24 protein-coding genes and 1 tRNA gene are annotated in these 23,367 nt (G+C 65.3%); 12 read left to right on the top strand and 13 right to left on the bottom strand.

The genetic code is table 11. From position 1 onward, the window contains the following. Positions 1-40: 40 nt before the first annotated feature. The 3 genes from D6B98_RS33355 to rplU all read right to left on the bottom strand — a co-directional run bounded on the left by D6B98_RS33355 (position 41) and on the right by rplU (position 1,540). Entirely contained in the window at positions 41-634 is a 594-nt protein-coding gene (locus tag D6B98_RS33355) for a GNAT family N-acetyltransferase (protein WP_164719038.1), read from the bottom strand. Positions 635-781: 147 nt separating this feature from the next. Continuing rightward, positions 782-1,051: a 50S ribosomal protein L27 gene (gene rpmA / locus D6B98_RS33350; RefSeq protein WP_024338898.1), complete on the bottom strand. Its 270-nt coding sequence runs from the start codon at positions 1,049-1,051 to the stop codon at positions 782-784. A gap of 102 nt (positions 1,052-1,153) precedes the next feature. Next, positions 1,154-1,540 carry a 50S ribosomal protein L21 gene (gene rplU / locus D6B98_RS33345; protein ID WP_126261262.1) on the bottom strand — a complete coding sequence of 129 codons (387 nt, stop codon included), beginning with the start codon at positions 1,538-1,540 and terminating at the stop codon, positions 1,154-1,156. A gap of 330 nt (positions 1,541-1,870) precedes the next feature. Between rplU and D6B98_RS33340 the strand changes: the two genes are divergently transcribed. Continuing rightward, complete coding sequence (locus D6B98_RS33340; RefSeq protein WP_126261261.1) at positions 1,871-2,998, top strand: ROK family protein; 1,128 nt, start codon at positions 1,871-1,873, stop codon at positions 2,996-2,998. A gap of 299 nt (positions 2,999-3,297) precedes the next feature. On the opposite strand, the gene D6B98_RS33335 is transcribed toward D6B98_RS33340, so the two are convergent. Continuing rightward, on the bottom strand, positions 3,298-4,161 hold the full coding sequence (locus tag D6B98_RS33335; RefSeq protein ID WP_164719037.1) for an alpha/beta fold hydrolase: 864 nt from the start codon (positions 4,159-4,161) through the stop codon (positions 3,298-3,300). A gap of 134 nt (positions 4,162-4,295) precedes the next feature. On the opposite strand from D6B98_RS33335, the gene D6B98_RS33330 reads away from it, so the two are divergent. Continuing rightward, a tRNA-Ser gene (locus D6B98_RS33330) sits at positions 4,296-4,385 on the top strand. A gap of 56 nt (positions 4,386-4,441) precedes the next feature. Here the strand turns inward: D6B98_RS33330 and D6B98_RS33325 are convergent. After that, a complete protein-coding gene (locus D6B98_RS33325) occupies positions 4,442-5,341 on the bottom strand; it encodes a LysR family transcriptional regulator (protein ID WP_126261259.1) in 900 nt (299 codons plus the stop codon). Positions 5,342-5,455: 114 nt separating this feature from the next. On the opposite strand from D6B98_RS33325, the gene D6B98_RS33320 reads away from it, so the two are divergent. From D6B98_RS33320 to D6B98_RS33305, 4 genes are all read left to right on the top strand, one after another. Next, positions 5,456-7,096 carry an FAD-dependent oxidoreductase gene (locus D6B98_RS33320; protein WP_164719036.1) on the top strand — a complete coding sequence of 547 codons (1,641 nt, stop codon included), beginning with the start codon at positions 5,456-5,458 and terminating at the stop codon, positions 7,094-7,096. 63 nt (positions 7,097-7,159) lie between these two features. Continuing rightward, a complete protein-coding gene (locus tag D6B98_RS33315) occupies positions 7,160-8,140 on the top strand; it encodes a Bug family tripartite tricarboxylate transporter substrate binding protein (RefSeq protein ID WP_164719035.1) in 981 nt (326 codons plus the stop codon). A 156-nt stretch (positions 8,141-8,296) separates the two neighbouring features. Continuing rightward, the gene (locus D6B98_RS33310) at positions 8,297-9,571 is read left to right on the top strand and encodes a DUF2157 domain-containing protein (protein ID WP_126261256.1); all 1,275 of its coding nucleotides are present in this window, start codon (positions 8,297-8,299) and stop codon (positions 9,569-9,571) included. After that, positions 9,568-10,173 (top strand): GDYXXLXY domain-containing protein, encoded by a 606-nt coding sequence (locus D6B98_RS33305; RefSeq protein WP_126261255.1) that lies wholly within the window; start codon positions 9,568-9,570, stop codon positions 10,171-10,173. Before D6B98_RS33310 ends, D6B98_RS33305 begins: the two co-directional genes overlap by 4 nt. A 285-nt stretch (positions 10,174-10,458) precedes the next feature. Here the strand turns inward: D6B98_RS33305 and D6B98_RS33300 are convergent, their stop codons facing one another. Beyond that, entirely contained in the window at positions 10,459-11,823 is a 1,365-nt protein-coding gene (locus tag D6B98_RS33300) for an aminotransferase-like domain-containing protein (RefSeq protein WP_164719034.1), read from the bottom strand. Between the two features lie 162 nt (positions 11,824-11,985). On the opposite strand from D6B98_RS33300, the gene D6B98_RS33295 reads away from it, so the two are divergent. Next, on the top strand, positions 11,986-12,846 hold the full coding sequence (locus tag D6B98_RS33295) for a DMT family transporter (protein WP_126261253.1): 861 nt from the start codon (positions 11,986-11,988) through the stop codon (positions 12,844-12,846). Between the two features lie 12 nt (positions 12,847-12,858). Here D6B98_RS33295 and D6B98_RS33290 read toward each other — a convergent pair whose 3' ends face one another. Next, a complete protein-coding gene (locus D6B98_RS33290) occupies positions 12,859-13,779 on the bottom strand; it encodes a LysR family transcriptional regulator (protein ID WP_126261252.1) in 921 nt (306 codons plus the stop codon). 91 nt (positions 13,780-13,870) lie between these two features. Between D6B98_RS33290 and D6B98_RS33285 the strand changes: the two genes are divergently transcribed. After that, entirely contained in the window at positions 13,871-14,704 is an 834-nt protein-coding gene (locus D6B98_RS33285) for an NAD(P)H-dependent oxidoreductase (protein ID WP_126261251.1), read from the top strand. A 91-nt stretch (positions 14,705-14,795) separates the two neighbouring features. On the opposite strand, the gene D6B98_RS33280 is transcribed toward D6B98_RS33285, so the two are convergent. Further along, complete coding sequence (locus D6B98_RS33280) at positions 14,796-16,004, bottom strand: EAL domain-containing response regulator (protein WP_126261250.1); 1,209 nt, start codon at positions 16,002-16,004, stop codon at positions 14,796-14,798. A 646-nt stretch (positions 16,005-16,650) separates the two neighbouring features. Continuing rightward, positions 16,651-17,814 carry a hypothetical protein gene (locus D6B98_RS33275; protein ID WP_126261249.1) on the bottom strand — a complete coding sequence of 388 codons (1,164 nt, stop codon included), beginning with the start codon at positions 17,812-17,814 and terminating at the stop codon, positions 16,651-16,653. A gap of 325 nt (positions 17,815-18,139) precedes the next feature. Between D6B98_RS33275 and D6B98_RS33270 the strand changes: the two genes are divergently transcribed. Further along, positions 18,140-18,763, top strand: a complete 624-nt coding sequence (locus D6B98_RS33270) for a helix-turn-helix domain-containing protein (protein WP_126261248.1) — start codon at positions 18,140-18,142, stop codon at positions 18,761-18,763. A gap of 45 nt (positions 18,764-18,808) precedes the next feature. Here the strand turns inward: D6B98_RS33270 and D6B98_RS33265 are convergent, their stop codons facing one another. The 4 genes from D6B98_RS33265 to D6B98_RS33250 all read right to left on the bottom strand — a co-directional run bounded on the left by D6B98_RS33265 (position 18,809) and on the right by D6B98_RS33250 (position 21,279). Further along, positions 18,809-19,057 (bottom strand): hypothetical protein, encoded by a 249-nt coding sequence (locus tag D6B98_RS33265; RefSeq protein ID WP_126261247.1) that lies wholly within the window; start codon positions 19,055-19,057, stop codon positions 18,809-18,811. Positions 19,058-19,157: 100 nt separating this feature from the next. Continuing rightward, positions 19,158-19,532 carry an Hpt domain-containing protein gene (locus D6B98_RS33260; RefSeq protein ID WP_164719033.1) on the bottom strand — a complete coding sequence of 125 codons (375 nt, stop codon included), beginning with the start codon at positions 19,530-19,532 and terminating at the stop codon, positions 19,158-19,160. 153 nt (positions 19,533-19,685) lie between these two features. Beyond that, the gene (locus D6B98_RS33255) at positions 19,686-20,384 is read right to left on the bottom strand and encodes a Crp/Fnr family transcriptional regulator (protein ID WP_205680545.1); all 699 of its coding nucleotides are present in this window, start codon (positions 20,382-20,384) and stop codon (positions 19,686-19,688) included. A gap of 184 nt (positions 20,385-20,568) precedes the next feature. Next, the gene (locus D6B98_RS33250) at positions 20,569-21,279 is read right to left on the bottom strand and encodes a Crp/Fnr family transcriptional regulator (RefSeq protein WP_126261244.1); all 711 of its coding nucleotides are present in this window, start codon (positions 21,277-21,279) and stop codon (positions 20,569-20,571) included. 228 nt (positions 21,280-21,507) lie between these two features. On the opposite strand from D6B98_RS33250, the gene D6B98_RS33245 reads away from it, so the two are divergent. The 3 genes from D6B98_RS33245 to D6B98_RS33235 all read left to right on the top strand — a co-directional run. Continuing rightward, a complete protein-coding gene (locus D6B98_RS33245; protein ID WP_126261243.1) occupies positions 21,508-21,726 on the top strand; it encodes a hypothetical protein in 219 nt (72 codons plus the stop codon). Further along, positions 21,723-22,184 carry a response regulator gene (locus D6B98_RS33240; RefSeq protein WP_126261242.1) on the top strand — a complete coding sequence of 154 codons (462 nt, stop codon included), beginning with the start codon at positions 21,723-21,725 and terminating at the stop codon, positions 22,182-22,184. The genes D6B98_RS33245 and D6B98_RS33240 overlap by 4 nt, the downstream gene beginning before the upstream one ends. A gap of 426 nt (positions 22,185-22,610) precedes the next feature. Further along, positions 22,611-23,367, top strand: a 757-nt coding sequence (locus tag D6B98_RS33235; protein ID WP_205680544.1) for an Hpt domain-containing protein, incomplete at its 3' end; no start/stop codon positions are given.

Genomic DNA, 23,367 nt, shown 5'->3' with positions numbered 1-23,367 from the left:
CTCCCCCTCCAGGGGAGGGTAAGCAGCTCTTGCCTTCGCCCTACCTCGCCCGTCGCGCGCTGCTCCAGCTCTTGAGCGACGCCCACACGCCGCGCGAGAGGCGGAAGCAGTCGACCGGCGTCGAGGAGCCCAGCGCCAGAAATCGATGCAGCTGCACGCCGCTCCACTGGAAGCCGCACTTCTCCAGCACCTTGCGCGAGGCGGGGTTGGTGACGCGGGCGCCGGCATGGAGATGCTCGTCCTCGAACTCCTCGAAGAAGAAGTCGATCGCGCCGCGCGCCGCCTCGGTGGCAAAGCCCCGGCCCCAATGCTCGACGCCGAGCCAATAGCCGAGCTCGGCATTGCCTGATGTGGAGCAGTCGATGCCGACCATGCCGACCGGCACGGTATCGTGCTCGATCAGGAACACGGTCTCGCTGCCGAGCGCGGCGGTGGCGCGGATGAACTCGACGGCGTCGTCCTGCGAATAGGGATGCGGCAGGCGGCGGGTGTTTTCCGCGACGCGGCGGTCGTTGGCGAGCCGGGCGATGGTCCTGACGTCGGCCAGCGTCGGCCGCCGCAAGGTCAGCCGCTCGGTGGCGACGACGCTGGGTCTCGCCTCAGCCAAGGTCACGCTCGAGAAATCCTGCAACATGTCCGGCTCCGTGAAAGTCACTAAGTCAAAGTGAGCAAGTCAAAGAAAAGGGGAGGCCGGTTTCCCGCCTCCCCTGGAGCCTTCGATCGCGATGATCTGGACTCCGCCGGTTCAGTCGGGACCGGCGGACTCCATTTGATCCACCGTCTATTCAGCAGCCTCTGCGATCGGGAGTACCGATACGAAGGTGCGGCCGTTGGCTTTGGCCTGGAACGCAACACGACCCTCGATCTTGGCGAACAGAGTATGGTCCGTGCCCATGCCGACATTAAGGCCGGGGTGCCAGGTGGTGCCGCGCTGACGCGCAATGATGTTGCCGGGAGTGACAACCTCCCCGCCGAACGCCTTGATACCGAGGCGCTTGCCCTTGGAATCGCGTCCGTTACGCGATGAACCGCCTGCTTTTTTGTGAGCCATGGCTCGTCTCCGAAATCCTGCGTATGTCTAGGTCAATTCCTTGACGGAATCATTTCAAAATCTCTCACGCATCAATTCGTGAACTGGCGTGATCGATTTTATTTATTCGGCGGCTTCCGCTGCCGGCTCCTTCGCGACCTTTTCCTTCTTCGGACGCGGGCCCTTGGTGGGCTTGGCGCCGTCGGTCAGGATCTCGCTGACGCGCAGAACCGTGATCTCGTCGCGATAGCCGCGCTTGCGGCGCGAGTTCTTGCGGCGGCGCTTCTTGAACGCGATGACCTTGGGGCCGCGCTTGTGGTCGAGCACCTCGACCGCAACGGACGCGCCTGCGACCGTCGGAACGCCCAGCACCGGCGTGTCGCCGCCGACCACCAGAACTTCATTCAACTGCACGATCGAGCCGACTTCGCCTTCGATCTTGCCTACTTCGAGAACATCATCCGGCACGACGCGGTATTGCTTGCCGCCGGTTTTGATGACTGCGAACATCGTTCTTTCTCCGTGTTCAATCCCGGCCTCGCGACGGATTGTCCGGGCCGGCTTTTTGTCAGTCGCTACAGGTTTATCTGCGTTTTGTGCGGGTGGGGCTTATCCCCTTGAAAACCCACGCAAAAACAAGCGGCGCGAGAAACGCCCCGCGCCGGCTGTGGGACTTATAGCCGCCAAATGCCAGGAGTCAAGGAAAAGCGGGCGAAAAGCGCCCGGATTTGAAGGATTTGGCCATGCTGCCGGCCTTCAGCCGAATCTCGATCGGCTTTGCAACAAACCGGTTCCCCCGCCGTTGTCCCGGCCGGAACAGGTAAGCGGGCAAGGGCTCCCATGGCAACGGACGAACTGGTCAAGACGACGACGGGGATCGCCCATCACGGCGCCGAGCGGCTGCCGTCGGTGGACATCGACAGCTTCAACATCGAGATGAAAGACGAGGACGGCTTCCTCGGCGACCGCGCCAGCAAGCGCGCGTTCCGCGACATCCTCGACCGTTGGCGCAAGCCGCTGCGCAAGACCGGCGAGGACCCGTTCGGCAAGGAGCCCTCGGACGAGATCAGCAAGAAGACGCTGGACGCCATTCTGGTCGGCGACGACACCGAGGCCTCCGCGCTGGTGCACAGCGCGATCGAGGATTTCGCCCAGGAGCTCGCTTACGTCACCCGCCGCTTCCTCAAGACCAAGGCCTGGGCCAAGACCGAGCGCATCGTGGTCGGCGGCGGCTTCCGCGATTCCCGGCTCGGCGAGCTCGCAATCGCGCGCGCCGAGATCATCCTCAAATCCGAGGACTTCAAGATCGACATGATGCCGATCCGTCATCACCCCGACGAAGCCGGCCTGGTCGGCGCGCTGCATCTGGCGCCGTCATGGATCTTCGAGGCCTATGACAGCATCCTCGCCGTTGACATCGGCGGCACCAACATCCGCTGCGGTCTCGTCGAGACCAGCTGGAAAAAGGCCAAGGACCTGTCGAAGGCGAGGGTCGTGAAATCCGAGCTGTGGCGTCATGCCGACGACGAGCCTACGCGCGAGGGCGCGGTGAAGCGGCTGACCAAGATGCTGAAGGGGCTCATCACGGCAGCCGAGACCGACGGCTTCAAGCTCGCGCCCTTCATCGGCATCGCCTGCCCCGGCGTGATCAACGCCGACGGCTCGATCGAGAAGGGCGCGCAGAACCTGCCGGGCAATTGGGAGAGCAGCAAGTTCAACCTGCCGGCGAGCCTGCTCGAGGGCATTCCGCAGATCGGCGAGCACGACACCGCGATCCTGATGCACAATGACGGCGTGGTGCAGGGCCTGTCCGAGGTGCCGTTCATGCAGGACATCGAGCGCTGGGGCGTGCTCACCATCGGCACCGGCCTCGGCAATGCCCGCTTCACCAACCGCCGCAAGGAGAATGGCAAGGACCGGGATTCCACGGAGAATGGGAAGAAAAAGAGCAAGGCGGACAAGGAGTAACCTTGACCGGTTAGGTTAAGGACCGGATTGCGTTGCGCACCTGCCGCCGCACGCTAGGGTCAAATCGTCGCCTCGCCTGGCCGGCGAAGCCGCCCTTCCTGGCCAGAATTTCAATGAGCGGCACCGGGACCGCCAGTGTTTACCGCGTCTGGCGGTCCCACCCCGTTTTTCCAAGCATGATGATTTGAGCCAAGACTCCCGCTCCACGAAAGATGCGTTCCCTCCCCCCTCGCGGGGGAGGGCCAGGGAGAGGGGTAGCGCAGCAAACGGTGCTGATCGAGTGCCCGCTCGGACAGGCCTCAACTCCACCCCACCCGCCGAAAGAACCCCGCGATCTCCGCGGCGGCGCGATCCGGATCCTCCCGATGCGGGAAGTGGCCGACGCCGGGAAACATCTTGAGATCGAGCGCGCTGAACGTCTCCCCCAGCCGGTCGGTCCACGCATAGGGAAACAGCGGATCGTGCTCGGCCCAGCGCACGCAGGCCGGCACCGCGATCGGCGGCAGCTTGGGCGCTTCGCCCTGCATCATCGCGACCCGTCCGGCATGCGAGGCCCGGTAATGCGCAAAGCCGCCGGCGAGATTGCCGTCTCTAAAGAAATTGTCGGCGAAGGCGTCGAGCACGTCGTCGAAAGCGTCTTTCCGGTGCGCCCAGCCCTTGAGGAAATGGCCGATATAGAGCCGGCAGCTCTCCCGGCTCGCACCGACGAGCGGCACGGCCATCTCCATCTGGTGGAAGGACTGGTACCAGATGTGATTGAGCCGATCGGGCGCCGCCATGCGCGGCCCGATCCCGGGATAGACGAAATCGAACAAGAACAGCCCGGCGAGCCGCTGAGGCGCCTGCCGCGCCAAGGGCTGCATCACGGCGCCGCCGACGTCATGACCGACCACGCCGAATCGCTCGATGCCGAGGGTGTCCATCAGCGCCAGCATGTCCGCGGCATGGCCGTCCGGCCCGTAAGGTCCCTCAGGCTTGTCGCTGTCGCCGAAGCCGCGCAGGTCCGGCGCGATCAGGCTGAAACGGTCGGCGAGGCGCGCCATCACCGGCTCCCAGGTCAGCCAGAATTCCGGCCAACCATGCAGCAAAAGCAGCGGTTTGCCCTTTCCAGCGCGAACCAGGTGGAAATCGGCGCCATTGGCCGGGATCGTCAGGTGCTCCACAGCAGTTCCTCCCGAGGCCGGCCGAGGGGCGAAAAGAGGCAGCGGATTTTCCCCTTTCGCGCCTTGTCTGGCCCGCCATCCTCGCCTATTAACGCCCCCAACCACAGGGGCCCTGCCTCTATATGGCGCCTTCAGGAGAGGTGGCAGAGTGGTTGAATGCACCGCACTCGAAATGCGGCATAGGTGCAAGCCTATCGGGGGTTCGAATCCCTCCCTCTCCGCCATTGATCAGACTGTGCCGAACAAGATCCCGTCAGGATCAGCCTGATATCGGCGAAACTCACCCCGATCGCTCCGTGAGCACCGCTCGCGCCGTCGCCACGAACGCCTGCGCCGCCGGCGACAGCGTTCGGCCCTGCCGCTGCAGCAGGGACACCGGTCGAGTAATGGCCGGGCGCACCAGCGGCTTTGCGATCAGGGTCGGAAACTGGTCGGCCGGCAGCATCGTCGCGGGTAGGATGGCGAGGCCCAGGCCTTGGGCCGTCATGGCGAGCGCGGTGTTGATCAGCGTCACTTCATAGGTTGGCGAGAGGCGCTTGCCCTGCGCGCCCAGCGCCTGATCAATCTGCATCCGGATCCGTGTCTCGCGCCGCATTGCGATCGTAGGCAGCTGCGCCAGCTCGTCCCATGTGAGCGAACGCCGCGAGGCGAATTCGGTGGTGCGGCGGCCGATTGCGCTCAAGCGCCCGCGCGTCAGCGTCTCGATCGTCATCTCCGCGACCTCGCCTTCCACGCTGCCGATTGCGAATTCCGCGTCGGTTGCGATCAGGCGCGGCACGAGATCGTCGGCAGCGACATCGCGCATGTCGATCTCGATGTCGGGATGGGTCGTGCGAAATCTCGTGAGCACCAGGGGCAGCAGCGCCGATGCGGCGCCGGCTGAGGCGACGAACGCGACGCGACCGGCGCGCGCATGCGCGAGGTCGCGCATGCGCCGCGACAGGCTCAGCGCATCGCTCAGCATCCGTTCGGCGGCGTGAAATGCTTCATGGGCGGCCAGCGTCGGTTGCACCGACCGCGTCGAGCGGTCGAACAGTTTAACGCCGAGCTGGCTCTCGAGCTGTTGGATCAACAGGCTCGCCGCCGATTGCGTGATCCCGAGCTCGCGCGCCGCCCGCGTGATGCTGCGCGTGCGGTACACGCCGGTGAAGGTCCGTAGCTGCCGCAAGGTGACATTCATAGCCAAAACTCATGAATTGATGAGTTCTTTCTGTCTTATCTCATAAACGATCCTGCAATAAAATGCATGCTGCGCGCACGACGAATCCGCGGCTGCCTAGGGGATGAAACGAGCATGAGGACACAGGTGCTGGTCGTGGGCGGCGGGCCCGTGGGTTTGACCGCGGCCATGGATCTGGCTTCGCGCGGGATCGACGTCGTGATCGCCGAGATCCGCCATGCCGGCGATCCACCTAGCGTCAAATGCAACCACGTCTCGGCGCGCTCGATGGAGATCTTCCGAAGGCTCGGCGTCGCCGCCAGGCTGCGCGAGGCGGGACTCCCGGCGGACTTTCCCAACGACTGCTCCTATCGGACCACAGCGACCGGCATCGAGCTCTGCCGCATCGATATTCCCTCGCGCGCGCGACGCTACAGCGCGACCGGCGGCCCCGATACCTGGTGGCCGACGCCCGAGCCGCCGCACCGGATCAACCAGGTCTATCTCGAGCCGATCCTGTTCGATCATGCCGCCGCGCAGCCGCGCATCACCATTCTCGCGCGCACGGAAGTCGTGTCGATCGAGCAGCATGACGATCACGTGGTCGCGCTGGCGCGCGACCTCGACAGCGGAAGCTTGCTGCGCATCGACGCCAGCTTCGTGATCGGGTGCGATGGCAGCCGCTCGCTGGTTCGCAAATCGATCGGCGCCAGCCTGTCCGGCACGCCCGTGATCCAGCGCGTGCAATCGACCTTTATCGAGGCGCCGCAGCTCAAGGAGCTGATGGGCGCGCACAAGCCAGCCTGGATGGTGCTTTCGCTCAACCCGCGGCGCTCCGGCACCACCGTTGCCATCGACGGTCACGATCGTTGGCTGATCCACAACCACCTCAAGCCCGACGAGCCCGAATTCGACTCGGTGGATCGCGACTGGTCCATTCGCGCCATCCTCGGCGTTGACGAGCGCTTCGAATATCGTGTGCTCAGCAAGGAGGACTGGGTCGGGCGGCGCCTGGTGGCCGATCGCTTCCGCGATCGCAGGGTCTTCATCTGCGGCGACGCCGCGCATCTATGGATGCCCTATGCGGGCTATGGCATGAATGCGGGCATCGCCGACGCCGTCGACCTCTGCTGGCAATTGGCGGCGCATCTGAACGGCTGGGCGCCGGCGTCGATCCTCGATGCTTATGAAGCGGAGCGGCAGCCCATCACCGAGCAGGTGTCGCGCTTTGCGATGGACCACGCAATGAAGATGATGGCGCAGCGCGGCGGCGTCTCGGCGGAGATCGAGGACGACACGCCCCGCGGCCAAGCAGCACGCGCCGCGCTGGCAAGGGCGGCCTACGATCTCAACGTTCAGCAATATTGCTGCGCGGGATTGAATTTTGGCTACTACTACGATGCCTCGCCGATCATCGCCTATGACGGCGAGACGCCTCCGGCCTACACGATGGGAAGCTTCACGCCTTCCACCGTGCCGGGCGCCCGCGCGCCGCATCTGTTCCTGCGCGACGGACGATCGCTCTACGACGCCTTCGGGATCGGCTACACCTTGTTGCGGCTCGACCCGACGATCGATGTGGCAGCGCTGAGATCCGCAGCGGAGACACGTGGCATGCCGCTGGCGTTGGTTGACGTCGCGCCGGATGAGGCAAACGGGGCTTATGCCGAAAAGCTGGTGCTGGTGCGGCCCGACCAGCACATCGCCTGGCGTGGGCAGGCGGCGCCCGAAGATGCGCTGGGCTTGTTGGCGCGACTCACCGGCGCGGCAGCGTAAAGAATATCAAGCTGCCTGACGACGACGCCAGGTGGCGCACAAAAACGCATCGAGGAGGAGAACGTGTTTCGCATTGCAAGGCGCCGCATCCTGGCCGTGCTGACGGCCGCGACTTTCGTCGGGCTACCGCTGGGGGCCGTGAAGGCAGCCTATCCGGAGCAATTGATCAAGATCATCGTGACCTTTCCGCCCGGCGGCAGCGCCGACACCGTCATCCGCGCGCTCGAACCTTTGGTCGCCGCCGAGCTCAAGCAGGGACTGGTGATCGAGAACCGCGCCGGGGCAGGGGGCAATATCGGCATGGCCGCGGTCGCGCAGGCAAAGCCGGACGGCTACACGCTCGGCGTGGCGCCGGCGGGTGCGCTGACGGTCAACCCGTATCTTAATTCGTCGATGCCGTTCGAGCTGAAAGATCTCGCGCCCATCACCCTGCTCGCCGAAATCCCTTTCGTGCTCGTCGCCGCCGCCAATATTCCCGCGCACAACATGGCCGAAACGGTCGCGCTGGCCAAGGCCAAGCCGGGCGCACTGTCGATTGGACATGGCGGCAATTCGACTGCGATGCATTTGACAGCCGCACTGTTCACGCACAAGACCGGAATCGCGATGGAGCTGGTCCCTTATCGCGGCACCGCACCGGCGACGGTCGACGTTCTTGCGGGCCATATTCCGTTCGCGGTGCTCGATATCCCGGCATCGCGGCAATTGATCCTGGAGCGCAAGCTTAACGCGATCGGTGTTTCCTCAGCGCGCCGCCTTTCGTCCTTGCCCGATGTGCCGACCCTCGCGGAGAGCGGCATTGCGGGCTTCGAATCTGTTGGTTGGTTCGGGCTCGTTGCTCCCGCCGGCACGCCTGCCGATATCATCGGCCGGCTGAACGAGGCCTTCACGAAGGCGCTGAAGGACCCGTCGGTGGCCGAGAAGATCAGGACGCTCGGCGCGGAGCCTGCGCCGATGTCGCCCGAACAGTTCGCCCGGTTCATTCGGGACGAAAGCGCGAAATGGGGCAAGCTCATCAGCGAGGCCGGTATCAAGGCGAACTAGTCGTCATGCGACCGCAGCCTCGTGAGCGGAGGCGCTGCACGGCAACCGACAACTCGTTACCCCACAGCCGGGACGATGATAGATTGAACCTGCCACCGGCGGGATTCGACCCAGCACTACCCCGCCCTCCGGCGGGACCGAGGTAACCACACCCCAATGTTCGAAAAGACGTACCGCGACCGCCTCGAAGCCGATCTGGCGCGATGGGAGGCCGAGGGCGTGATTGCGCCGGCGTCGGCCGCTGCCATCCGCACTGCGCTGCCGCCGCTGCCTGCGGGCATCAACATTGCCGTGGTCGTCGGTATCGTCGGCGGTCTGTTGATCGCGGCCGCGTTCCTCGCCTTCGTGGCCGCGCACTGGACCGAGATCGCACGGCTGATGCGGTTTGCGATCCTCATCGCGGGCATGGTCGTAACAGGTGGCCTCGGCGCCTGGTTCGGCGCAAAGGGCCGCGAGGTTCTTGCCGATCTCTGCGCCAGCATCGGCGCCATCATCTTCGGCGCGGGCATCGCGCTGGTCGGCCAGATGTATCATCTCGGCGAGGATTTTGCCGGCGGCATGCTGCTGTGGTCGATCGGTGCCTTCGCCGCCGCGCTGCTGACCGGCTCGCGCGGGGCGCTCGCGGTCGGCCTTGTCGCCGCCAGCATCTGGACCTGCATGCGGAGCTACGATTCGCCGGACGTCCTGCATCTTTCGTTCGTGCCGGTCTGGCTGCTCGCGGCAAGCCTTGCCTTTGCGTGGAATTCCCGCGTCGCGGCCCATCTCGTCGCGCTCGCGGTGCTGCCGTGGTGGATCGCGACCTCGCTGCGCTTCGAGCTCGACGGCGCCCAGCCGTCCTTCGTGCTCGCCAACGGCGCGGCCCTGCTGTTCGGCGCCGGGCTCGCGATCGCCGCGATGTCCTCGCCGCGGGCGCAGCGGCTTGGCAGCGTGCTGTCGATCTACGGCGCGTTCGCGCTGGCCGCTGTCGCTTTCCTGGAGGTGACGACGGTCGACGACATCATTCACTTGCGGGCGACGCGCGCAGCGTCCGGCCAGCCGCTGTGGGCGATCCTGTGCGGAGCATCGGGGGTGATCCTCGCCCTCGTCTCCGCCACGCTCACCAAGCGCAAAGGTGAAATCCTTGCCGCCGGCGCAATCGGGCTGGTGCTGCTCGCCGCGCCGGTCTGGCCGGTCGCCCCGGCCGGCGAGCCGTGGCTGGCTTATGCCGCGCTGCTTTGCGCCATGCTGTGCCTCGTCGTCTCCGGCGTGCTCGATGAGGTGCGTCCGCGCATCGTCGCCGGCTGGCTCGGCATCGCCGGCGTCATCGCCGGCATCACCTGGGCGGTGAAGGGCTCGCTGCTCGCCCGCTCGGCGTTCCTGGCGGCGGCCGGTATCGTCGCCGTCGCGTTCGCAACGGCGCTCAACCGCGCGCTGCCGAGGAGTGCACGATGAGCCAGCTGGTCACGTCCGTCTCGGCGCTCTGGCAGCGTATCCCGAAAGCCGTGCTGTTCGGTGTCGCCGTCCTGGTGCAATGCCTGCTGCTGATGCTGATGGTCGCCGACCGCGTGCAGATCCTGCGCGAAGGGGTCGAGGTGACCTTGCAGACGCAGCCGGTCGATCCGCGCGATCTCCTGCGCGGCGACTATGTCGTGCTCCGCTACGACATCTCGGAAGTGCCTGCCGGCGCGCTCGCCGGCAAGCCGGCTGAGGCTCGCAATCCGACCGTGTTCGTCAAGCTCGCGCCCAATGCCGAGGGCCTTTACACGGCCGTTTCCGCGCATGCCGAGCCGGTGCCGGTTACCGCGCGCGAGGTGCTGATCCGCGGCCGCGTCAGCTATTCCTGCGGATCGAACCTCCGCGCCTTCTGTGACAAGCTGACGATCAAATACGGTCTCGAAAGCTATTTCGTGCCGGAAGGCGAGGGCGGCAAGCTCGAGCAGGCCCGCAACCAGCAGAAGCTGCGCATCGTCGCCGCTGTGCTGCCCTCAGGCCGCGCCGCCATCAAGCGGCTGCTGCTCGACGGCGCGCCGGTGTACGAGGAGCCGCTGTATTAGAGCGGCGTGGCTTGAGGTTGAACCGATTGCCGCAGGGTCGTTCACCTCTCCCGCAAGCGGGCAGGGCAATCGCGTTTGAACATTCAGCAGAAGTCGTCATGCCCGGGCTTGTCCCGGGCATCCACGTTCTTTTTGCTGCGTGGAAAGGCGTGGATGGCCGGGACAAGCCCGGCCATGACGATGTGGGTACTGTCGGTGCCCTCATATGCGATTGCCCTCCCGCAAGCGGGAGAGGGAGTGCACCTCCGTCATCGCGGCAATCATCCCATCATGCTTTAGGCCCCGTCATTTCGCTGCCGCCTTCAGCGCCCGCCGCAGCACGTCCCACACGAGGGGATCGTTCATCTGCGCCACGTTGAAGCGCATGAAGTGCGAGGCGGTCTGCGACACGCTGAACACGTTGCCGGGCGCCAGCACCAAATTGTCCTCGAGTGCCGCGCGCGCGACCTGGGCGGCGTCCTGGCCGCCCGCAAGGCGGCACCACAGGAAGAATCCGCCACGCGGCATCAGCCAGGGTTCGATGCCGATTGCCCCAAGCTTTCGCGCGACATTCCGGCGGGCGCTCGCGAGCTTTTGCCGGAGCTCGTCCATGTGCTTGCGATAGCCGCCGCCGGCCAGCACGTTGGCGATGATCTCGGTCGCGACCGGGCTCGGGCCGCCAAAGCTGGTCGCGACCTGGAGGTCGACGAGATGCTCGATCCAGTCGGCCCGCGCGGCGATGTAGCCGCAGCGTACCGAGGCCGACAGCGTCTTGGAGAAGCTGCCGATGCGGATCACGCGATCGAGCCCATCGAGCGCGGCAAGCCGCGGCGAGCGCTCCGGCTCGAGGTCGCCGAAAATGTCGTCCTCGATGATGGTGAGGTCGTGCGCGGCGGCCGCCGTCAGCAGCCGGTGCGCCGTCTGAAGCGACAGCGTCGCACCGGTCGGGTTGTGCAGGGCCGAATTGGTGATGTAGAGCCTGGGACGCTCGGTGCCGAGGATCTCTTCGAAGCGCGCGACGTCGGGGCCCGTCAAGGTATAGGGCACGCCGACGATCCTGGCCTGATGCGCCCGCAGCAGCGCGCGAAAATTGAAGTAGCAGGGATCGTCGACCAGCACGCTATCGCCGGGACGGAGCAGGAAGCGGCAGACGAGATCGGCGCTTTGCGTGCCCGAGCCCGTCAGCATGAGCTGATCGACGGAGGCGGGAACCGCATCCTCGGCAAGGCGTGCGAGCAGCAGCCGGCGCAGCACAGGTCCGCCGCGCGTGCTGCCATAATCCGTGAGCAGATGCGTTTCGGTCCGCGCCAGCGCACGGACGGCGCGGCGCAAGCCCGCCTCGGGCATCCAGCCCGGCGGCAGCCAGCCGCAGCCGGGCTTTGACACGGCGGCGTCGGCGTCGAGCGATTGCCTGGACACCCAGAACGGATCGACCTCCCGGTCGCGCCGCGGCCCGGCTTCGGCCAGCGCAAGCGGCGGCATCATCGTCGGCGTGACATAGAAGCCCGAGCCGCGGCGGGCGCGGATCAGGCCCTCGGCGGCGAGGCGGTCATAAGCTTCCACCACCGTGGAGGGCGAGACGTCCATCGCCGCGGCGAGGCTGCGGATCGAGGGCAGGCGGTCGCCGGCACCGAGCGCGCGGCCCGCGACCTTGGCCCGGATCGCGCTCATCACGTCGATGGTCCGCGTGCCGCTGCGGCCTCTGGTTTGCGCCTCGCTGGCCAAAGTGTATGACCTTCCATACCCACACAGTTCTGCGCGATTGTACTGGATTGTCACTGGTCCCGCCACCGCCGAAGGCCGAGAGTCGCGCCTCCAGAGAATGGGACGGACATGCAATCTGCGGGCAGCGGCTGGGGCAACGGGCTTCTCGGCGTCATCGTCTTCAGCGGCTCCTTGCCGGCGACGCGTGTCGCGGTCGGCGGCTTCTCTGCGCTGTTCCTGACGTCGGTGCGCGCGGTGATCGCGGCGCTGATCGCTCTCGCCGTGCTCGGCCTGCTCCGTCAGGCCCGGCCGCAGCGCAACGATCTCGCTTCCCTCATCATCGTCGCCGTCGGCGTCGTGGTCGGCTTTCCGCTGCTGACCGCGCTCGCGCTCCAGCACATCACGTCCGCGCATTCGATCGTCTTCATCGGCCTTCTGCCCTTGTCGACGGCGATCTTCGCCGTGCTGCGCGGCGGCGAGCGGCCGCAGCTGCCGTTCTGGCTGTTCGCCGGTCTCGGCAGCGCGACGGTGGCGGGCTTCGCCTTGTCCGGCGACGGATCGGTCTCGCTGACCGGCGATCTCTTGATGGTTGCCGCAATCGTGCTGTGCGGGCTCGGCTATGCCGAAGGCGCGGCGCTGTCGCGCCGGCTCGGCGGCTGGCAGGTGATCTCCTGGGCGCTCCTGCTCGCGCTGCCGCTGATGATCCCGGTCGCGCTCCTGACCTGGCCGCCATCCTGGAGCGGCGTCGGCGTGCCCGCGTGGATCGGGCTCGCTTACGTCTCGATCTTCAGCATGTTCGTCGGCTTCATCTTCTGGTATCGCGGCCTCGCCCTCGGCGGCATCGCGCGCGTCGGCCAGCTGCAGCAGCTCCAGCCGTTCTTCGGCCTCGCGCTCGCAGGGCTTCTGCTGCACGAGCCCGTCGCCTGGAGCATGATCGCCGCGACCATGCTCGTGGTCGCCTGCGTCTTCTTCGCGCGGCGATATGCGTGAGAACAAGTCCGATCAGGCTTTTTCGATCCCCGGGATTCGCGCGATCGTCTCGGCGAGGAAATCGACCAGCAGCCGCACCCGCGCGACACCGGATCGCTCGGGCACGATCAGCATGTTGAGCGGAACGGGAGGCGGCGAATAGTCCGCAAGCACGCGTTCGAGCTTGCCGGTCGCGAGAAGATCGTCGACGAGCCAGAGATGTGTGGGCGCAATGCCGCGACCCGCCGAGAGCGCCTCTCGCGCCGCAAGTCCGTGATCCACGCGCAACCGCCCGGCGAACGGGACCTCATGGCGTCCGCCGCGGCGTCCTTGCAGCACGAGCACATCACTGCCGGCGATGTTGGACATTCTGATTCCCTGGTGATGGGCGAGCTCTTGCGGACGCGCGGGCCTGCCGCGCTCGGCGAGATAGCCGGGTGCGGCGACGAGCACGCGCCGCGACTGGCCCAGGGATCTGCGCTTCATCGAACTCGCGGCGAGCGGCCCCAGACGGAGCGCGACATCGACCCCCTCCCTCACGAGGTCGATCCGTTCGTCCGTCAGGCTGAGATCCACCGACACGTCGGGATAGCGATCCTGGAAGGCAAAGACGAGGCGGCTGACGTGGAGCACGCCGAAGGCCGCCGTGCACGATATCCGCACCATGCCGGCGGGCGCGCCGCGCGTGCTGCGTGCCTCATCGCCCGCGCGCTCGACCAGGCGCAGGATCTGAACGCAATCGGCATAGTAGCGACGACCCTCCTCGGTCATCGTCACGCTGCGCGTGGTCCGCGTCAGCAGCGGCACGCCCACGGCGTGCTCCAGTTCCCGGATATGCCGCGTCACGCTGGACTGGCCCATGCCAAGCTCGCGTGCGACGGCCGACAGGTTTCCCCGCTCGGCGACCCTCACGAAGCTTCGCATCCGCTCGAGGCTGACTTCCGATCTATCCATTTTTCGGCACAATCCTATTCATTGCCGATATCTACCGGATCGCCCTCCGCCGCGCTAGCTGCGTGACATCCTCAACGAATGGGTGCTGATCATGAAGGTGTTGGTTGTGTTTGCGCATCCCGAGCAGCGTTCGCTCAACGGCTCGCTGCGGGATGTTGCCGTCAGAGAGCTGGAGGCGCAGGGCCACGACGTGCTTGTGTCGGATCTTTATGCCCAGGGCTGGACGTCGGCCGTCGATCGCGCCGACTTCCCCTCGCTGCCAGCGGATGCACGGCTCGCGCCCGCCGCTGCATCCAAGCAAGCTTTCGAGGCGGGCACGCTCACTCCTGACGTCAAGGGCGAGATCGAGAGGTTGCTGTGGGCGGACGTCCTGATTCTGCAATTCCCGCTGTGGTGGTTCAGCATGCCGGCGATCCTGAAGGGATGGGTCGACCGCGTGTTCGCCTACGGCTTCGCCTATGGCGTCGGCGAGCACAGCGACAAGCGGTGGGGCGACCGTTATGGCGAAGGCAAACTAGCCGGTAAACGTGCAATGCTGATCGTGACGGCCGGCGGCTGGCAGGAGCATTATTCGGCGCGCGGAATCAACGGGCCGATCGACGATCTGCTGTTTCCGATTCATCACGGCATTCTCTACTACCCGGGATATGCGGTGCTTCCGCCCTTCGTCGTCTACAAGGCCGACAAGCTCGACGAAGCCGGATTCGAGGCGGCCGCCGAACGTTTGCGGGAGAGGATGAAGACGCTTGCGACGGCCTCGCCCATTCCCTTTCGGCGCCAGAACGGCGGCGATTACCTGATTCCGAGCATGCAGCTCCACGCCGGACTCGAGCCTCCCGAGGCGCGGGGCTTCGCGATTCACCTCGCGCGTGCCGAGGCGAGCATCTCGATCGCGGCGTCCGGCACCAAAGCGCGATGCGGTTAGGATCGTCATCGCGCTTTAGGTTGTTGCCGCGGACGCGGGGGAGATTGACGGTTCGCGGCTGCGTCGATCGACGTTGGAGCCGCGAACGAGCTCACTCCATCACGGTTTTCGTCAGCGTCGAGCGGGCGAATTTCTTCAACGGCATCGGCTTGCCGAACAGGAAGCCCTGCACGAAGTCGAAGCCGAGCTCGTTGGCGGCGACGAGGTCGGCGCGGCTCTCGACACCTTGCGCCACCGCGCGCGCGCCATAACCCTGCGCGAGCTCGACGATGTGACGGCACACCGTGCGCTTGAGCCGATCGTTGCCGCTGCCGGTGACGAACTGGCGGTCGGCCTTCAGCTTGACGAAGGGAATTCGGTCCAGCTCCATCAGCGCCGGCCAGTTGGCGCCAAGATTGTCGATCGACAGGCCGATATTGTACAGGCCGACCTCGCGCGCGACCTCGGTCAGGAGATCGAGGTCGCGGATCGCCTCCTCGCTGTCGATCTCGACCGTCAGGCCGCCGAAAGCCGGATGCGTCGGCACGCGGCGGCAGAGATCGCGCACCGCCTGCGGCTCCCTGAGATAGGAGGCGGGAAGATTGATCGACAGATCGACCGGGCTCTGCTGTTCCAGCAGATAGTGCCAGTCCCGCATGGCGCGGTCGATCACGAACTCCGACAGATCGCGCAGATGCGGATCGTGCGGCTCCGGAATGAAATAGGCCGGCGGCACGACGCCCCAGGTCGGATGCCGCATCCGCACCAGCGCCTCGGCGCCGCTGCGGACCAGCGTGCGCGCGTCGATCTTTGACTGGTACCACAGCTCCAGCCAGCCGGCATGCAGCGCTTCGCCGACATGGACGGCCGGGCTCGGCGCCGGTTCCTCCGGCAGCAGCATCGCCACCCGCTCGCGCAGCGTCTCCGCGGCAAAGGGCGTGGTCAGCGGCGGCAGCATGGCCAGGCCATATTCCTCGCCGACCTGCCGCACGGCCCTGACGACGATGGATTCGCGCGCGCCGACCGCCAGAACCTTCCCCGCAAAGGCCTCCCGCACCAATATCTCCAGAAACCGTCCCGGCTCGATGCCGTCGGTGGCGACGCCGAGCAGGATCAGATCCGGCAATTCGGTGGCGAGCACCGTCTGCAATTCGTCCGCACTGGCGCATTCGCTGGTGACGAAGCCAAGATCCTCGAGCACTTCGCTGAGGAAGGCGCGCAAGTGACGCTTGCTGTCGGCTACGCAGGCTCGCGGCGTCACCTTTCGTCGTCCGAAGGTCACAGGCCTCCGGCCGACGAGTTCAACCATCCCATCGTTCATTTGCACCACTCCCGTTCCGTGACGGTTTCATAAACGGCGAGCGTGGGTTCAAATAAGGAGAGCATCACTTCGTTGTTGAATTATTTGAGTAACGTTAAACCCTGCAACTCGAGCTAATTTTTCGACGATCTGTTCGAAAAGAATTTGCATACCCTGGCACCGCAGGCGCAACGACGCGCCAGCGTTTGCAAAATCTCTCGCACGCGATCTCGATAGCGCCTGTTCATCGACGGACGCGGGCGGCGATGAGGCGGTGTGCCCTTTCGAGGCATAATCGATGCATCGGAAGATTAATCGTAGGCGCTCCTTCGGAAGCCGCGGCCGGCGGCGCTCGACAAGGACGGTGAACAGGACGGCGTCGTCCGCGGTGGTGCGGTCAGATTCGCCCGATGCTGGTGCGTGGCGAGCGACAGCGAAGCTGAAGGACCCGGCTCGCGATGGTTCTGCGACAACGCGGCCGCGGATGTGAAGCAGATCACACGCGTATTGCCGCACTTGCGCTATTGCTCCGCGCAGCCGGTGGTGGGCTGTCGAGGATCGCGACAATGACGACACGGCGAATGATTTACTGGTGGTTCAGAATCGTGATGTCAGGGCGATTTCTCGATCGCTTCCTGTGCCTGCCGCGCGCGCAATAGGCGCAAGATCAGCTCTGCCCGATCAATTTGCGAAACGCCGCGGCGCCGTCCTGCACCACGTCGCGTCCCTTCCAGGCCAGATAAGTCAGCTTGCCCGAGAGCGTGTCGTGGCTGCGCAATCGACGCGATCCGAGGATGTGGCCGACATTGGACGGGAAGCGGCTCACCTCGGCCGAGACCAAGGTCGCGATCGCGTCCATCAATTGCTGAAGGCGGACGCCCCATTCGCAATGCTCGATGCCGTCGATGCGCACCTTGAGCGCATATTCGGTGTCGTAGATCTCGGCGAGCAGGTCGCGGGCGATCAGCACCCGGTTGTGCCGGAGCGCGATACGAAGCGCGAGGCGCTTGTCGTCGAGACGGTCGAGCACCATGTGCACGACGCAGGCATAGGGCGCGGCGGCGACATCACTGGCGCTCTTGCTCGCGGCAGCCTTGGTGGCGAGACGCACCAATTGCCAGGACGTCGTCAGGCGCCTCGCCACCAGCGCCAGCGCGAAGGGCAGTGCCTCGGGGTGGGCCTTCTTGAAGGCGTCGAGCTGTGCGGTGACCTGAACCACCTGGCCATCGTCGAACCTCGCGATCTTCTCGGGCAGCTTTTCGTTGAACTTCGGCAGCGCATCGCCGGCGCGCAGCACATGCAGCATCTTCCTGACGTCGTCGAAGGCGCTGCGCGAGGCCGTGTATTGCGCGAGCTTGCCGCGTGCGAACTCGGTGCTGTCAGCCGAAGCGAAGGTGCTCTCGAGAACCTTGACGACCTTGGTCTGGAAGGTCGAGGCGATCTTCAGGACCTCCTTCTGGTTGTTCACGGCGACCTGCTCGTTGATCGCCTTGATGTAGTCGCGTGCCATGGTCGGCAGCAGGTCGCGGCAGATCCATTCCCAGATCGGCGTGAGGGTATTGCGCGAGATCCGTCCCATGTTGGCGTGCTCGGGCGCGCCGTCGATCAGCAGCAGCTCGAGCGGCGCGAAGAAATAGCGCGAAGGGCTGGTGGCGCGCGCCTGGGTCGATCCGTCCTTGCGGAATTCGGCGCGCAAGCGGGACTGGATGTCGCCCGAACCCGGCATGTCGATGCCGCACAGCTCGAGCCGCTCGAGCTCGCTGAGCAGACAGCTGCGCGACAGCGGCGTCAGCCTCTGCAAGAATTCCGACAGCCGATCGATCTCGTTCATGGCACGCAATCTTTTGCAGCATTTCCCGCGGGCGTGCAGGCCCAATGCGTGGAGGCATTTGCGCGCTCTCAACCTCGCCAAGAGAAGCAAGTCGCCGTTAATTATTCCGTAAAAACCGGGGGCCCGGGGTCGGGGCCTGGGCGAATATGGCCCGCCTTGCTACGGGAAACGGCTGGAATTCAACCTTCGCGGGGGCGGCCGCAATCCCGCACAAGCACAAATTGTGCCGGCGCCGCCATTTCAGCGCAAAACTGCCGAAATCACCGTAGTCTTACGGAGCAAAAAGTTAACCACAGACCGCCCCCGGTTCCGCTAGATGAGTGACATGGGGTCACAGAATGATACGGCGACCGATTCGCGGCCGTCGGAATGGTACGACAGCAGCGCTGCGCCAGCTGAAGAGCTCGATTTCGTCCGCCTGAGCGCCGCCCGGGCCAAGGCAGCCGACGAAATGGCCGCTGCCATCGCCCGCGAGCTCAACGGCCCCCTGACTGCGCTGCTGCTCTACATGGGCGAGATCAAGCATCACAGCGATCAGCTCGCGCCAGTGACCGGCGACCGTGCCTATTTGCAGCAGGTGGTCGAGAATGCGCTGGCACAGACCGAGCGCGTTTGCGGCCTGGTCAAGCAGCTTGCCGGCCCCGACAAGGGCGGCCTGCCGGTCCCGTCCAGCGTCGCGGACACGGACACGAAGGCCCTGCGCACACAGCAAGCCCCGCGCGTGCCGAGCGCCGAGCTCCTCGGCCTGTCGGGCCAGAAGCGCCTCACCAAACGGGAGCGCGAGGTGCTGAGGCTGATCAGCGAAGGATACTCGAACAAGCAGGGTGCGCTTCGGATGCAGATCAGTCCGCGCACCTTCGAGAGCCATCGTGCCGAGGCGATGCGCAAGCTCGGTGCGCGCAACACCGCCGACCTGGTCCGCGCGGCGCTGCTGCATTCAATCGACTGAGGGGGCCGCCGGTGGCGGCCCGGGCTCGGCGAAACCCGGTCGCGCTCAGAAATAGTCTTCGGCGAAGGGACGCGCGCGCGAGGCGGGGCGCAGCGGCTTGATCTCTTCCTTCGGCTCGTTCGGGATGATCGTGATGGTCCAGCGGGGCGGCATGCTCGATTCCTGCTCCAGCACCGAACGCACAAAGCCCGTCACCGTCGAGTCGCCAGCCTTCACCGTTGCCATCCGGCCGTTGAACTGTGCGATGCGGAAGCGGCGAACCTCTTTCTGGTCCGCAGTCTCAAAGGTGAACATGGAAAACCCTCCTGGTTTGCCGCGACTATCGCCACCTATGATTAGCCATCTCTAAAAATCCCAAGCCGTAGAAGTACGGCGGGAATACACGCGTGAGTGGTCAGCGCGGCTCCTGCGCGCGCGCGGCGACATAGGCCGCATCCATCAGGTCCAGCAGATCGCGGAATTCGACATCGCCGAGTCTCTCCGCGGTCTGCTCCAGCGTCAGCGCCAGCGCCGCGAGCCTGACATAGCCGAACGTTCCGGCCGCGCTCTTCAGCGAATGCGCTTCGCGCGCGATCCTGCCATGGTGCTGCGCGAGCGAAAGCGTCCGGAACAGTTGCAGGCGCGCGGAGGTCTCGCTCCAGAACACCTCGCGCACTTCACGGGCGCCGTCCTCGCCGATCTCGCGCACCAGCGCTTCGTATGCGCGCGGCTCGCGCGCGGGCTCGGCATCAAGCGCCTTCTGCGCGGGCGCGACGGTGACGTCAAACATGGTCCTGCTGCCTTGATCACGGGTCATCTGTCGCGCGGCACGTCCCGGCGCGAGGGTAACCCCTTCTCTAAGGCACTCGAATTTCAGTTCCTGTAGCAGGACATGAGGTGTTTGCAGGCCGGCATTAGCCGGCGGTTCACCATGCGAGCCGGGTCAGTGCGCGCCGAGCAGCCGGTCGTACTGCGCCTTCACGATGGCGTAGCATTCGCAGGCCGTCTGGCGCAGGCCGTCGAGGTTGACGATCTGGATGTGCCCGCGGCTGTAATGGATGAAATTGGCCTGCTGCAACGTATTGGCGACCAGCGACACGCTGTTGCGCCGCGCCCCGATCATCTGTGCCATGGCCTCCTGGGTCAGCAGCAGCCGGTAGTCGCCGGACAGGTCATGCGTGTGCAACAGGCAGCGCGCCAGCCGCGCCTCCACCGGATGGGCGGCGTTGCAGCCCGCGGTCTGCTGGACCTGGGCGTAAACCGCCAGCCCGTGGCGCGTCAGCAAGGTGCGCAGGGTGCTGCTCTGGTCGGCGGCGATCCGCAGCCGGTCGAGATCCATCACCGACGCAAGGCCTGGAATCAGCACGAGAGCGGTGTTCAACGCGCACGCATCGCCCATGGTCGAGAGCGTTCCGAGCAAGCTGTCGCGGCCGATCATGGCGACCTGAACGTGTTCGCCCTTGGCGAGCTTCACCACCAGCGAGATGACGCCGCGGTGGAGAAAGTAGGCGCGCTTCAGCGTCTCGCCGGTCTCGACCAGCACGGCGTCATGGGGCAGATCGACTGTTCGCAGGTGCGGACGGATCAATTCATAATCGTCTGCCGGAAGTGCGGACAGGAAACCGTTGGACGAGCGCACCATCGTTTCCAAAGCTGCCTCCCGTGTCCATGCCGATTGAACGCGCGATGCCCAAAATCACGTGCGGCGCAGCAGCTTCCATCATGTTCCCCGTGGGATATGTTGGCAATTGGGACAAGATGTCCGCCCCGACGGTCGTTCCCGGATGCTGCGTTCATGCCGGCCCACAATTGATGGCCCGCCATCGTCACGGCACCGCTCCCAACAGGCGGAGATGGTAGAGCTTCACCGTCGCATGGCACTCGCAGGACGTCGCCTGCAGCGCCTGCAGATCGAGGATCTCGATGTGGCCCCGGCTGTAGTGGATGATGCCGGCGCGCTGAAGGTCATGCGCTACCAACGAAATGGCATTTCGCCGGACGCCGATCATCTGCGCCAGCGCCTCCTGGGTCAGCGGCAGGATTTCACCATGGGACAGCTCGCGGGCGCGCAAGAGCCAGCGCGCCAGCCGCGCCTCGACCGGGTGCAGCGTATTGCAGAGCAGCGACTGCTGCGCATGCGCGAGCAAGGACTGCTCTTGACGGATGATCAGCTCGCGAAACGACGCGCTTGCGGCGGCGACGGAGCGGAAGGCCACGACTTCCAGCACGGAAGCGGTACCGGGAAACAGCACGGCCGCGTCCGACAGCGCGATGCCGTCAGTCAGCGCGGCGCCGCCGCCCACGACGCTGTCGCGGCCCAGCATCGCAATCTCGATCATCTGACCGTCGGACAGGCCCACTGTGATCGAGACCGATCCGGCATGCGGGAAGTAGACATGTCTCAACGCGGCGCCCGCTTCACCCAAGACAGACTTCCTGACCATTTCGACCGTCGCCAGATGCGGACGCAGCAGATCGAACGCCGGCGGGTCGAGCAATTGCAGCAGCTGATTGGGCGGAGGTGCGCTCGCGGTCATGCAGTTCAAATCCGGCGGGTGCGACGGGAACATTCTGCGGGCGTTCGTCGTTCAGTTGCGCGGCGAACAGATACTATTGTAAAGTTGTAACTGCGTCCTTATACCCGTTAGAGGGCAGACAGACCATCTGATTTGCGGCCGAAATGGAAATGAGAAGGGCGTAGACTCGCTCGTGAGCGGAGCGCGTCTCCTGCAGGGGCATGCAGGAAGAAGCGGTAAGGGGGCCTCATGAGCCGGAAGCATTGCATCCGTGCTGCCATCGGACGCCGGTTGACCCGCGCCGCCTCGTCCGTCGAACGCGTGACGATCATCCAACATTGCTCTGAACCCTGGCGCGCGATGACCGCGCAGCTCATTTCCGTCGTCTCCGTTTTCCTCGGTTCGCCAATGACGTTTGCGACCATCCCTCTCTTGATTGAAGGCGAAGGAGGAAGCGCTGTCCAATGATTGAATCGCCGAAGCCGGAAGCTCACGAGAGGACCGCGTTTCAACCCCATATTCTCGTCGTCGACGACGACCCGATGGTGTCCATGGCCATCGAGATCTATCTTCAGCGCAACAATTTTCGAGTGACGATTGCCGATGGAGGCGAAGCCGGACTGCGCGCGCTCGAAAATGGACAGTTCGACCTGATGATCGTCGATATCTTCATGCCGCACATGCGCGGGTTCGAATCGATCCGGATCTTCCACGAGCGCGCGCCGGTCGTTCCGCTGATCGCGATGTCCGGCTACGCTTTTTCCAATCTGAATTCGCCTGCACCCGACTTCCTCCGGACGGCGCTGGAGCTCGGTGCCGCACGCTGTCTGCGCAAGCCGTTCACGCCGCACGCGCTGCTCGCCGCCATCAACGATTGCCTGGCGGAGCATCGTCCCGACGGCGGCATGGCCGCACGGTTGGGTTAGCGCGGCTTCGGCCGCCATGACGGCGAGGTAACCGTTCGTTTACCGCAAACGCGGATCCTGCCGCTCGCGGCGACAACGCGAAGCCGGGAGTGCGAGCGCGCTTCCGCTTGCGGGCGGCTCGGTCCAACGTTCCGCATGCCGGTCCTATGGTCTTTCACGAGCAGGACTTTCCCGCGCGCTTCGCCCCGTTGTTGTCGGCGCGTTCACCGCATGCCCCCCGCCGCTGCGGCGCGCAGCCGGATTTGCCGAAAAGCGCTGCTGCATTCCGCCGAATCCCAAACTTCTCTTCAATATCCGTATTAGCACGGAGGATGAAATTAACGGGACTGTGAAAGGGGTTGTCTAACGATCCAGAGGAGGGCTTCCGTCCGTGCCAAGAATGGCTCAGGCGTCGAAGTCCAGGTTCAGGTCAGTAAGGCGTAGCTCATGGATGATCTGTTGCGGGAGTTTCTGACGGAGACCAGCGAGAGCCTGGACACCGTGGACAATCAATTGGTGAAGTTCGAGCAGGAGCCGAACAACGCCAAGATCCTGGATAACATCTTCCGCCTGGTCCACACCATCAAGGGCACCTGCGGCTTCCTGGGCCTGCCCCGGCTCGAAGCGCTGGCCCATGCCGGCGAGACCTTGATGGGCAAATTCCGTGACGGCATGCCGGTGACGGCCGAAGCCGTGACGGTGATCCTGTCCTCGATCGACCGCATCAAGGAAATTCTTGCGGGCCTCGAAGCCACCGAGGCCGAGCCCGAGGGCAACGACCGCGACCTCATCGACAAGCTGGAAGCGATGGTCGAGCAGGGCATGGCGGCGATGGCTGCAGGTTCTGCTCCCGTCACTGAGGCTCCGCCGCTGGTGCCGGAAGCCCCGGCCGCCGCGCCCGCCAAGGAGATGGTCTCCGGCTCGCTGGTCGACCAGACCCTGGAGCGTCCGTTGCGTCCGGGCGAAGTCTCGCTCGACGAGCTCGAGCGCGCCTTCCGCGAGACCGCGATCGAAGCGCCGGCGCCCGTTGCCAAGGCCGAGGTCGCCCCCGCGCCGGCGGCTGAAGCGCCTGCGGCCAAGGAAGTCGCCAAGGACGCCGCGAAGGAAGCGAAATCTGCCGCCAAGGAGAAATCTGCCGCCAAGGAGAAGGCCGCGCCGAAGAAGTCGATGGCCGACGAGAGTGCCGGCGAAGGCGACCGCATCG

Origin of the sequence: Bradyrhizobium sp. LVM 105 (genome assembly GCF_003957705.1) — a bacterium.
GTDB lineage: Bacteria > Pseudomonadota > Alphaproteobacteria > Rhizobiales > Xanthobacteraceae > Bradyrhizobium > Bradyrhizobium frederickii.
The sequence above is the reverse complement of the archived record's forward strand: the minus strand, read 5'-3'. Positions and strand labels throughout refer to the sequence as shown.